Raw genomic sequence first — 11,086 nt, forward strand, 5'->3', positions numbered from 1 at the left:
CGCCCTCACCTCAGCTTCGGGTCGAGGGCGTCGCGCACCGCGTCGCCCAGCATGATGAAGGCCAGGACGGTGACCGCCAGCGCCCCCGAGGGCCACAGCAGCGCGTGCGGGGCGGTGCGGACGTACGGGGAGGCGGCCGAGATGTCGATGCCCCAGGACACGCTCGGCGGCTTCAGGCCCACCCCGAGGTAGGACAGGGTGGCCTCCAGGGCGATGTACGTGCCCAGTGCGATCGTCGCCACCACGATCACCGGGGCGACCGCGTTGGGCGCGATGTGCCGAAGCAGCAGCCGGGCCGGGGAGGCGCCGAGGGCGCGCGCGGCCTGGACGTAGTCGTTCTGCTGGACGGTGACGACCGAGCCCCGGGCGATCCGGGAGATCTGCGGCCAGCCGAGCAGCACGATGAACCCGACCACCGGCCAGACCGAGTTGGCGGTCACCACCGACAGCAGGACCAGGCCGCCGAGGACGACCGGGATGGCGAAGAAGACGTCGGTGATCCGGGACAGCACGGCGTCCCACCAGCCGCCGAAGAACCCGGCGAGCGCGCCCAGCACCGAACCGAGGAGGGCCACCCCCAGCGTGGCGCAGACGCCGACGACGACGGACGTCCTGGCGCCGTACACCGTGCGGGTGTAGACGTCGCAGCCCTGGCCGTCGAAGCCGAACGGGTGGCCGGGCGCCGAGCCCTGCTGGGCGCGGGCGAGGTCGCACTTCAGGGGGCTGCCGGAGGCGATCAGGGAGGGCCATACGGAGATGACGGCCAGGAAGAGGATGACCAGGGCCGAGACCAGGAAGACGGGGTTGCGGCGCAGGTCGCGCCAGGCGTCCGACCACAGGCTGCGGGGCCGGTCGGCGGCCTCGGCCGGGCCGGCCGCGGGCGGGGCGGGCTCGCCCGCGCCGTCGGGGGCGGCCGGCGGGAGCCGTACCGTCCCCGCCTCGGCCGCGCCCAGGTCCGTCGCGCCGCCGCCGGCGATCACCCCTTCGGGCGGGAACGGCTGTTCAGGCATAGCGGATCCTCGGGTCGAGTACGGCGTACAGCAGGTCGACGACCAGGTTGCAGAGCAGGAAGACGAGGACGAGGACCGTCACGAAGCCGACGACCGTCTGGGTGTTCTGACGCACGATGCCCTGGTAGAGCTGGTAGCCGACGCCGTGGATGTTGAAGATCCGCTCGGTGACGATCGCGCCGCCCATCAGGAAGCCGATGTCGGCGCCGACGAACGTGACGACGGGGATGAGGGAGTTGCGCAGCAGGTGCCGGGTGACGACCCGGCGCCGGGGCAGGCCCTTGGCGACGGCCGTGCGGACGTAGTCGGAGCGCCGGTTCTCCGCGATGGACGTACGGGTCAGCCGGGTGACGTAGGCGAGGGACACCGAGGCGAGGACGAGGCCCGGCAGGAGCAGTTCCCCGAAGGGGGCGGCCGGGGACACCGACGGCCTGATCCAGCCCCACTCGACGCCGAGCCACAGCTGGAGCAGCAGGCCGGTGACGAACGTGGGGACGGAGATGACCACGAGGGTGAGCAGCAGCACGCCGGTGTCGACGGGACGGCCGCGGCGCAGGCCGGTGAGGACGCCGAGGGTGACCCCGATGAGGATCTCGAAGCAGACCGCCACGACCGTCAGCCGGAGGGTGACCGGGAAGGCCGTGGACATCAGCTCGGTGACCTCCTGGCCGTTGAACGCGGTCCCGAAGTCCCCGGTGAACACGTTGCCCATGTAGGTCAGGTACTGCCGCCACACGGGCTGGTCGAGGCCGAACTCCTGGCGGAGCCGGGCGGCCGTCGCCGGGTCGCACTGGCGGTCGCCGCACAGCCCCGCGACGGGATCGCCCATCACGTTCACCATGAGGAAGATCAGCAGGGTGGACCCGATGAACACCGGGACCATCTGCACCAGGCGCCGGACGACGTACCGTCCCATGGCGGGCTCAGCCGACCTTGATCTGTTCGTAGACGGGGACGCTGAACGGGTTGAGGGTCACGTCCGACAGGCGCTCGGACCAGCCGGCGCTGCCGTTCTGGTACCAGAGCGGGATGGCCGCCATCTCGTCGCGGACGACCTCCTCCGCCTGCTGGAACAGCTTCACGGCCTCGGCGGGGTCCGTCTCGGCGTTCGCCCGGTCGACGAGCCGGTCGAACTCGGCGTTGGACCACTTGCCGTCGTTGGAGGAGGCGTTGGTGTAGTAGAGCGGCTGGAGGAAGTTCTGGGTCAGCGGGTAGTCCATCTGCCAGCCCGCCCGGAACGGCCCGGCGAGCTTCTGGGTGGTGGACTTGCTGCGGAAGTCGGCGAAGGTGCCGATCGGGTTGCCGACGCACGCCTTGTCGTCGCCCAGCGCGTTGTTGATGGAGTTGCAGACGGCGTCCACCCACAGCTTGTGGGAACCGGTGTCCGCGTTGTACGTGATCTTGACCTGGCCGCCGGGCAGCCCGCCGCCCTCCTCGATCAGCTTCCGGGCCGCGGCGGCGTCGTACGCGCACCACTGCCCGCACAGCCCGGCCTTGTAGCCGCCCTCGGCGCCGAGCACCGGTGACGTCCAGTCGGTGGCCGGGGTGCGGGTGCCCTGGAAGATGGTCCGGGTGATCTGCTCGCGGTCGATGGCCCGGGACAGGCCCTTGCGGACCTTGTCCGCGCCGGGCCCGGTCCAGCGCTTGTCGTAGTGCGGGAAGGACAGGGTCTGGATGATGCCGGCCGGGGTGTTGAGGTAGCGGCCGTCGAGGTCGGCGCGGACGTTCTTCAGCTGCTGGGCGGGGACGTCGTCGACCAGGTCGAGATTGCCGGCCATCAGGTCGGTGTAGGCCGTGTTGTTGTCGGTGTAGACCTTCAGGGTCACGCCGTCGTTGCGGGCCGCGTCGGGCCCGGCGTAGGCGTCCCACCGCACCAGCCGCATCTCCGAGCCCCTGGTGTACGCCTGCACGGTGTACGGCCCGTTGCCGACGGGCTTGGCGAGCCAGCCGGCGTGGTCCTCGTAGAACGCGCGCGGCAGCGGGACGAACGCGTTGTAGCCGAGGGTGTCCGGGAACCCGGAGAACTTCTGGCTGAGCGTGACGGTGAAGGTCCGCTCGTCGACGACCTTCAGGCCGGACATGGTCTTCGCCCGCTGCCCGCCCTGCTCGGGGTGGACCTGGTCGTAGCCCTCGATGTAGCTGAAGAAGTAGGCGTTCTTCTGGTTGTTCTCCAGGCTCGCCCCGTAGTTCCAGGCGTCCACGAACGACTTCGCGGTGACCTTCTCGCCGTCGCTGAACGTCCAGCCGTCCTTCAGGGTGATCGTGTAGTGCTGCGAGTCGGTCGTCTGGATGCGCTCGGCGACCATGTCCTTCGCCTCGCCGGTCTTCGGGTCGTACTGCTTCAGGCCCCGGAAGATCATGGACAGCACTTTGCCGCCCTGCACCTCGTTGGTGTTGGCCGGCTCCAGCGGGTTCTGCGGGTCCGTCCAGGAGGAGCTGAGCACCGCGCCGCCCTCCCCGGCGTCGGCGCCGCCTCCGCAGGCGGTCGTCGCGAGCGCAACGGCCATCGCGCCCGCGGCCCATCTGGCGTAGCTGGCTGCGCGCATCGGATGCCTCCTCGTGACCGCGGCGCCCGGTCGACGCCCTGCCCTGCCAGCCACTATCGGCAGCCGCGTGGGCGGCGCGCATGCGCACGGAGTCCATCCGGGGAGGGGGTTGGCCCGTTCGGCCGCACGGTCCCCGCCAGGGCGTCAGGCCGCCACCAGGGGCTCTTCAGCGGTCTGGACCAGTGGCTGTCTCAATCTCATCACTTCATTGTTTCCGCAGGCCACATGGGGTTTCATGCGCCATTGACGTGCGCATGAACGCGCTGACAGTCCAACAGGCCGTCCCTCTGCAAGCGATGACGCGAGGTCACACATGACTACTTCCGAGCAGCACGGCAGAGCGCGGCGGCGTCTGGCCGCCGCCACCGGAGCCGCCGCCCTGGTCCTGGCGGCCGGGCTGGTGCCGCAGCAGGCGGCGGCCGCGGACGGCGACAAGGTCCTCACCGTCGCAGTCGCACAGAGCGTCGACTCACTGAGCCCGTTCCTCGCCCAGCGGCTCCTGAGCACCAGCATCCACCGGCTGACGTACGAGTACCTCACCAACTACGACGCGAAGGACGCCCGGGCGATCCCCGCCCTCGCCACCAAGTGGACGTCGTCGCCGGACAAGCTGACCTGGACCTACACGATCCGCTCCGACTCCACGTGGTCGGACGGGAAGCGGGCCACGGCCGAGGACGCGGCGTGGACGTTCAACACGATGATGACCGACCCGGACGCGGCGACCGCCAACGGCAGTTTCGTCGCCAACTTCCGCAAGGTGACCGCCCCGAGCCCCACCGAGCTGGTCATCGAGCTGAAGAAGCCGCAGGCCACGATGACGGCACTGGACGTGCCGATCGTGCCGAAGCACGTCTGGGAGAAGGTCGACGACTACTCCGAGTTCAACAACGACAAGAACTTCCCCATCGTCGGAAACGGGCCATTCATCCTCACCGACTACAAGCCCGACAGCTATGTGCGACTGAAGGCCAACAAGGACTTCTGGCGCGGGGCGCCCAAGTTCGACGAGCTGGTCTTCCGCTACTACAAGGACCAGGACGCGGCGGTCGCCGCCCTGCGCAAGGGCGAGGTCTCCTTCGTCTCCGGGTCGCCGGCCCTCACGCCCGCCCAGGCGTCCTCGCTCAAGGGCGAGAAGAACATCAAGGTGAACGACGCCCCCGGCCGCCGCTTCTACGCGCTGGCCGTCAACCCCGGCGCCCGGGCGAAGAACGGCGACACGTTCGGCGACGGCGACCCGTCCCTGAAGGACGAGCGGGTGCGGCACGCGCTGTTCATGGCCGTGGACCGCAGGACCGTCGTCGACAAGGTCTTCCAGGGCTATGCCGTGCAGGGCGAGGGATACATACCGCCGCGCTTCGGCTCCTACTTCTGGAAGCCGTCGGACGGCCAGGAACTCGCCTACGACCCCGCGAGGGCGGCTCAGCTCCTCGACGAGGCCGGGTACAAGAAGAACGCTGACGGCAAGCGCGTCGGCAAGGACGGCAAGCCGCTCGACTACCGGGTGCTGTGCCACGCGACCGACCCCAACGACAAGGCGATCGGCCAGTACCTCCAGGAGTGGTGGGGCGAGCTCGGCATCGGCGTCTCCCTGAACTGCGTGGACAACGTCACCGACCCCTGGCTGGCCGGCCAGTACGACCTCGCCTTCGACGGCTGGTCCGTCAACCCCGACCCCGACTTCGTGCTGTCGATCCACACCTGCGGGGCGCTGCCCGCCACCCCGAAGGACACGGGCGCCACCGACAACTTCATCTGCGACAAGCAGTACGACGAGCTGTACGCCAAGCAGCTCGCCGAGTACGACCCGGCCAAGCGCGCCGGCCTGGTCAAGCAGATGCAGTCCCGGCTGTACGACCTCGGCTACATGAACGTCATGGCCTACCCGAACGCCGTCGAGGCCTACCGCACCGACCAGATCGCCTCCATCACCACGATGCCGAAGAAGGCGGGCAACATCTACGGGCAGGACGGCTACTGGAGCTGGTGGTCGGCCACCCCGGCGGACACGGACGGCTCCGGTGGTTCGGGCTCGACGGGGGTCGTCGTCGGCATCGTCGCCGGTGTCGTCGTCCTGGTCGGCGCGGGCGCCTTCCTCGCGCTGCGGCGCCGGTCCACCGCAGAGGACCGCGAGTAGCCCATGACCGCCGAAGCACCCCTCAGCGCGGCCGTCGAGGCCGCCGCGCCCGCGGTCCCCGGACCGCGGGCGCGCACCACCACGCGCTATCTGCGCTACGGCGCCGGCAAGGTCGCCGGCGCCGCCGTCTCCCTGTTCGCCGTGCTCGTCACCGGGTTCTTCCTGTTCCGGCTGATCCCCGGCGACCCGGTGAAGACCATGACCGGCGGCCGGCCGGTGTCGGCCGAGCAACTGGCGGCCTACCGGCGTGAGTTCGGGCTCGACCTGCCGCTGTGGCAGCAGTTCACCGAGTACTGCGGCAAGGCGCTCACCGGCGATCTCGGGACGTCGTACCAGTTCCACACGCCCGTCACCGACAAGATCGCCGAGGCGCTGCCCCACACGCTGCTGCTCACCGGCACCGCGTTCGTCCTCTACACCCTCCTCGGCATCGTGCTGGGCACCCGCTCGGCCTGGCGGCACGGCGGCCTCGGCGACCGGCTGAACACCGGGCTGGCGCTGACCCTGTACTCCGTGCCGTCGTTCTGGCTGGGCCTGCTGCTGATCATCGTGTTCTCCGTCGGCATCGGCCCGATCCCGGGCCTGTTCCCGACCGGTGGCATGGAGTCCGGCGGCGAGGAGGGCTTCGCCCATGTCCTCGACGTCGCCCACCACCTGGTCCTGCCCGTCGTCACGCTGGTCGCGGTCGAGTACGGCCAGACCCTGCTGGTCGCGCGGTCCGCGCTGCTGGACGAGATGGGCGGCGACTATCTGACGACGGCCCGCGCCAAAGGGCTCCGGGACGACCAGGTGCGCCGCCGGCACGCCGTGCCCAACGCGCTGCTGCCGACCGTGACCCTCGTCTTCGTCAACCTGGGCCGCACGGTCGCCGGCGTCATCCTGGTCGAGACGGTGTTCTCCTGGCCGGGGCTCGGCGGACTGTTCTACCAGGGGCTGAGCGTCCCCGACCTGCCGCTGGTGCAGGGCCTGTTCCTCTTCTTCGCCGGGACGGTGATCGTCATGAACACCCTGGCCGACCTCGTGTACCCGCTGCTCGACCCCCGGGTGGGCCGATGACGGCCGGGACCGGGGAGCCCGTCAAGGACGGTGCTCTCGAGGCGCCCAGTCCGCGGACGCTGGCCCGCCGCCGGCGCCGCGCGTCCGCCGCGCGCTTCTGGCGGGAGTACCGCACCCACCGGGCCGGACTGGTGGGGCTGGCCGCGCTCGCCCTGTTCGCTCTGGCCGCCCTGACCGCGCCGCTCACCGTCGGCTCCGACGTGTCCAGCGTGACCGGGGCGCCCGGACAGCCGCTGGAGACGCCCAGCGGGGAGTTCTGGCTGGGCACCGACCGGTTCGGGCGGGACCTGCTCGGCCTGGTGGTGTGGGGGTCGCGGGTCTCGCTGCTGGTGGGGCTGCTCGCCGCCGCGCTGTCCGTCGCGATCGGCACCCTCGCCGGCATCACCGCGGGCCACTTCAAGGGCGCCTACGCCACCGTGGTCATGCGGATCACCGACTGGTTCCTGGTGATGCCGACGCTCGTCCTCGCCATCGCGCTGGCCACCGTGATGTCCCGCTCGCTGGGCACGGTCGTGCTGGCCATCGGCGTCACGTCCTGGCCGACGACGGCCCGGCTGGTGCGGGCGCAGACCCTCGCCGTGGAGGCCCGGCCGTACATCGAGCGGGCCCGGGCACTGGGCGGCGGGCACCGGCACATCATGGTGCGGCACGTCCTGCCCAACGTGATGCCGCTGGTCCTCGCCCAGACCACGCTGATGATCTCCTCCTCCATCCTCGCCGAGGCGACGCTCGCCTTCCTGGGACTGGGCGACCCGACCGTCGTGTCCTGGGGCGGGCTGCTCCAGGACGCCCGGGAGGCCGGCTCGGTCTCCTCCGGGAACTGGTCGTACCTGGTGCCGCCCGGCCTCGCCATCGCGGGCGTCGCGCTGGCGTTCACGCTGTGCGGGCGCGCGGTGGAGTCCGTCCTCAACCCCAGGCTGGGGGTGGCCCGTTGACACTTCTCGAGGTCCGGAACCTGGAGGTGACCTACCCGGGCGGCGCGGCCGCCGTACGGGGGGTCGACCTGACCCTGGAGGCCGGACAGAAGCTCGGCATCGCCGGGGAGTCGGGGTGCGGCAAGTCCACGCTCGCGCTCGCCCTGCTGCGGCTGCTGCCGCCCGGCACCCGGGTCGGCGGCGAGGTCCTGCTCGACGGCGAGGACGTCCTCACCATGCGGTGGGGCCGGGTGCGGGCGGTGCGCTGGGCCGGAGCGTCCATCGTCTTCCAGGGCGCCATGCACTCCCTGAACGCCGTACACCGCGTCGGCGACCAGATCGCCGAGCCGATCCTGCTGCACCGCCGGGCGACCCCGGCCGCCGCGCGGCGGCGCACCGGGGAACTGCTGGAGCAGGTGGGGCTCCCGGCGGCGCGCGCGTCGGCGTACCCGCACGAACTGTCCGGCGGGCAGCGCCAGCGCGTCATGATCGCCATGGCGCTGGCCTGCGACCCCCGCCTGGTCGTCGCCGACGAACCGACGACCGCGCTGGACGTGATGATCCAGGCGCAGATCCTGCGGCTCATCGAACGGCTCGTCGCCGAGCAGGAGCTCGGGCTCGTCGCGATCAGCCACGACCTCGCCGTCCTCGCCGAGACCTGCGACCGGATGGCGGTGATGTACGCGGGCCGGGTGGTCGAGGAGGGACCGGCGCGCACGGTGTACGAGGACGCCGGCCACCCCTACGCGCGGGCGCTGTCGGAGGCGTTCCCGAGGATCGGCGACCCCGCCTCCCGGTTCGCCCCGCGCGGCCTGCCGGGCGACCCGCCCGACCCGTCGGCGCTGCCCTCCGGGTGCGCCTTCCACCCCCGCTGCCCGGTCGCGCTGGACTCCTGCGCGGTGGACGACCCGGCGCTGCGCGTGTCGGGCACGGGCCGACGGGCGGCGTGTGTGCACGTGGGCGCGGCCCAGGACGCGAGGAGCGGAACTTGACTTCCTCCCCCTCCTGAAGGAGGGGGATTCCTACGGCTCGCGCCGTAGGGGTTTCTGCTTCATCGCCGCCTGCCCGCCCGGAGTGCTCCGTTGAGGTCTTACGCCAGCTCCACAGACAGACGCCGTCAGCCCGACGGCCAGGATGTTCTTCGCCGCGTTCACGTCCCGGTCATGGGTCGTTCCGCAGTCGCACGTCCACTCGCGGACGTTCAGCGGCATCTTGTCCTGCAAGCTGCCGCAGGTCGAGCACAGCTTGGAGGAGGGGAACCAGCGGTCGATCGCGATCACTTCGCGGCCGTACCACTGGGCCTTGTACTCCAGCACGCTCCGGAAATCGGACCACGCCGCATCGCTGATGGCACGAGCCAGGCTCCCGTTTTTCACCATGTTCCGGACGGCGAGGTCCTCGATCACGATCGTTTGGTTTTCACGAACGAGCCGAGTGGTGAGCTTGTGCAGGTGGTCCCGGCGACGGTCGGCGATCCGGGCGTAGACCTTTGCGACCTTCCGGCGGGCCTTGGCCCGGTTCGCTCCGTCACCCTTGGCCTTGCGGGCAAGCCGGCGCTGGGCCTTGGCGAGGCGGACGCGGTCACGTCGCTCATGCCGGGGGTTGGAGACCTTTTCGCCGGTCGAGAGGGTCAGCAGGTGGTCGAGCCCGACGTCGATGCCGACGGCCGCGTTGGCGGCGGGGAGGGGCTGGACGGACGGGTCCTCGCACAGCAGGGACACGTACCAGCGTCCGGCCGCGTCCTGGGACACGGTCACCGTGGACGGCGACGCACCCTCGGGGAGGGGACGGGACCACACGATGCCGAGCGGCTCCGCCATCTTCGCCAGGGTCAGGTTCCCGTCCCGGAACCGGAACGCGCTGGTGGTGTACTCCGCCGACTTCCGGGACCTTTTCCGCGACTTGAAGCGCGGGTACTTCGCGCGCTTGCCGAAGAAGTTCGTGAACGCCGTCTGCAGGTGCCGCAGGGCCTGTTGGAGCGGGACCGAGGAGACCTCGTTGAGGTACGCGAGTTCCTCGGTCTTCTTCCAGGCCGTCAGTATCGCCGATGTCTGGTTGTAGTTCACCCGTTCCTGCCGCGACCACGCTTCCGTGCGCGCGGCAAGGGCGAGGTTGTAGACCTTCCGCACGCAGCCGAACGTGCGGGACAGCTCTGCTGCCTGCGCATCGGTCGGATAGAAGCGGTACTTGAACGCCCGCTTCGCGTGTGCGGTCTTCACAGTTCACATACTGGCCCATCAGTTTGTGACGGAGTGCGGGCGGTTGGGTGCGGACGCCGGTCCGCCCTGGCGGCGAGCCGGCTTTTCCTGCCCTGCTCCGCAGGAGCTTCGTTTCTCCCCCGCAAGCGGGAGGTACCCCCACCCCTGCCTGAAGGCAGGGGTATCCACGAAGGAGAGACCCGATGAGCCTGCTGAGCGCGCGGGACCTGCACGTCACCTTCCCCGGCCGGCACGGCGGCCCGCCCGCCCGCGCGGTGGACGGTGTCGAACTGGACATCGGGGCCGGGGAGATCGTCGCGCTGGTCGGCGAGTCCGGCTGCGGCAAGACGACCCTGGCCCGCGCCCTGCTCGGGCTCGTCCGGCCGACGCGGGGGCGGGTCGTCTTCGACGGGAAGGAGGTACGGCCCGACGCGCGCGCCCTGAAGGCGTACCGGCGCCGCGTCCAGCTGGTCCTCCAGGACCCGACGGGCTCCCTGAACCCCCGGCACACCGTGTACGAGGCGGTCGCGGAGGGGCTGCGCATCCACGGGCACACCGGCGACGAGCGTGCGGCGGTGGCCGAGGCACTGTCCCGGGCCGGGCTGCGGCCGCCCGAGCGCTTCTTCCTGCGTTATCCGCACGAGCTGTCCGGCGGGCAGCGCCAGCGCGTGGTCATCGCGGGCGCGCTGGTCCTCGCGCCCGAACTCCTCGTCGCGGACGAGCCGGTGGCCTCCCTGGACGCCTCCGTGCGCGGGGAGATCCTGGCGCTGCTGCTGCGGCTGCGCACCGAACTCGGGCTGTCCGCGCTGGTGGTCACGCACGACCTGGGGCTGGCGTGGAACATCGCCGACCGGGTGGCGGTGATGTACCTGGGCCGGATCGTGGAGACCGGGGACGTCGAGCAGGTCCTGACAGCACCCCGGCACCCGTACACGCGGGCGCTGCTGTCGGTCCTCCCCGAGGCGCCGGGCACCCCCGTGATCCTCAGCGGCGAACCGCCGGACCCGTCACGGGTGCCGGGCGGCTGCCGCTTCCACGCGCGCTGCCCGGTGCTGGCGAGCGGGGAGGCGGAGCGGGCCGGGGTGGCGGACGCGTGCCGCACCGAGGACCCGGAGATCCTCGACGGCGGCGCGCACGCCCAGGTGGCCTGCCACTGGGCGCGGGCGGCCACGCGGGCCTGACAACGCACGAGGACCGGGGGCGAGCGCCTGCTGCGGCGCTCGCC

At 71.2% G+C, this 11,086-nt stretch carries 9 protein-coding genes; 5 read left to right on the top strand and 4 right to left on the bottom strand.

Going from position 1 to position 11,086, the window contains the following annotated elements:
- Positions 1-5: 5 nt before the first annotated feature.
- The 3 genes from ACFV46_RS31010 to ACFV46_RS31020 are packed head-to-tail and all read right to left on the bottom strand — an operon-like array spanning position 6 to position 3,556.
- Entirely contained in the window at positions 6-1,010 is a 1,005-nt protein-coding gene (locus tag ACFV46_RS31010; protein WP_385500666.1) for an ABC transporter permease, read from the bottom strand.
- On the bottom strand, positions 1,003-1,926 hold the full coding sequence (locus ACFV46_RS31015) for an ABC transporter permease (RefSeq protein WP_151785688.1): 924 nt from the start codon (positions 1,924-1,926) through the stop codon (positions 1,003-1,005). The genes ACFV46_RS31010 and ACFV46_RS31015 overlap by 8 nt, the downstream gene beginning before the upstream one ends.
- A gap of 7 nt (positions 1,927-1,933) precedes the next feature.
- Entirely contained in the window at positions 1,934-3,556 is a 1,623-nt protein-coding gene (locus ACFV46_RS31020) for an ABC transporter substrate-binding protein (protein ID WP_361937044.1), read from the bottom strand.
- Between the two features lie 313 nt (positions 3,557-3,869).
- Here ACFV46_RS31020 and ACFV46_RS31025 point away from each other — a divergent pair, with 313 nt between their 5' ends.
- The 4 genes from ACFV46_RS31025 to ACFV46_RS31040 are packed head-to-tail and all read left to right on the top strand — an operon-like array spanning position 3,870 to position 8,655.
- Positions 3,870-5,693, top strand: coding sequence for an ABC transporter substrate-binding protein (locus ACFV46_RS31025; protein ID WP_385500669.1), 1,824 nt, complete (start codon positions 3,870-3,872; stop codon positions 5,691-5,693).
- 3 nt (positions 5,694-5,696) lie between these two features.
- A complete protein-coding gene (locus tag ACFV46_RS31030; protein ID WP_376729422.1) occupies positions 5,697-6,749 on the top strand; it encodes an ABC transporter permease in 1,053 nt (350 codons plus the stop codon).
- Positions 6,746-7,684, top strand: coding sequence for an ABC transporter permease (locus ACFV46_RS31035; RefSeq protein ID WP_385500671.1), 939 nt, complete (start codon positions 6,746-6,748; stop codon positions 7,682-7,684). The genes ACFV46_RS31030 and ACFV46_RS31035 overlap by 4 nt, the downstream gene beginning before the upstream one ends.
- A complete protein-coding gene (locus ACFV46_RS31040) occupies positions 7,681-8,655 on the top strand; it encodes an ABC transporter ATP-binding protein (RefSeq protein WP_283286466.1) in 975 nt (324 codons plus the stop codon). The genes ACFV46_RS31035 and ACFV46_RS31040 overlap by 4 nt, the downstream gene beginning before the upstream one ends.
- 30 nt (positions 8,656-8,685) lie before the next feature.
- Here the strand turns inward: ACFV46_RS31040 and ACFV46_RS31045 are convergent, their stop codons facing one another.
- Positions 8,686-9,882, bottom strand: coding sequence for an RNA-guided endonuclease InsQ/TnpB family protein (locus ACFV46_RS31045; protein WP_385500673.1), 1,197 nt, complete (start codon positions 9,880-9,882; stop codon positions 8,686-8,688).
- 182 nt (positions 9,883-10,064) lie between these two features.
- Between ACFV46_RS31045 and ACFV46_RS31050 the strand changes: the two genes are divergently transcribed.
- Entirely contained in the window at positions 10,065-11,042 is a 978-nt protein-coding gene (locus tag ACFV46_RS31050) for an ABC transporter ATP-binding protein (protein ID WP_385500674.1), read from the top strand.
- Positions 11,043-11,086: the final 44 nt, after the last annotated feature.

This window comes from Streptomyces sp. NPDC059852, assembly GCF_042731455.1.
Lineage (GTDB): Bacteria > Actinomycetota > Actinomycetes > Streptomycetales > Streptomycetaceae > Streptomyces.

Coding starts and splice junctions, on each gene's coding strand:
- ACFV46_RS31035 (WP_385500671.1), top strand. CDS start 6,746: ATGACGGCCGGGACCGGGGAGCCCGTCAAGGACGGTGCTCTCGAGGCG.
- ACFV46_RS31015 (WP_151785688.1), bottom strand. CDS start 1,926: ATGGGACGGTACGTCGTCCGGCGCCTGGTGCAGATGGTCCCGGTGTTC.
- ACFV46_RS31030 (WP_376729422.1), top strand. CDS start 5,697: ATGACCGCCGAAGCACCCCTCAGCGCGGCCGTCGAGGCCGCCGCGCCC.
- ACFV46_RS31050 (WP_385500674.1), top strand. CDS start 10,065: ATGAGCCTGCTGAGCGCGCGGGACCTGCACGTCACCTTCCCCGGCCGG.
- ACFV46_RS31020 (WP_361937044.1), bottom strand. CDS start 3,556: ATGCGCGCAGCCAGCTACGCCAGATGGGCCGCGGGCGCGATGGCCGTT.
- ACFV46_RS31010 (WP_385500666.1), bottom strand. CDS start 1,010: ATGCCTGAACAGCCGTTCCCGCCCGAAGGGGTGATCGCCGGCGGCGGC.
- ACFV46_RS31025 (WP_385500669.1), top strand. CDS start 3,870: ATGACTACTTCCGAGCAGCACGGCAGAGCGCGGCGGCGTCTGGCCGCC.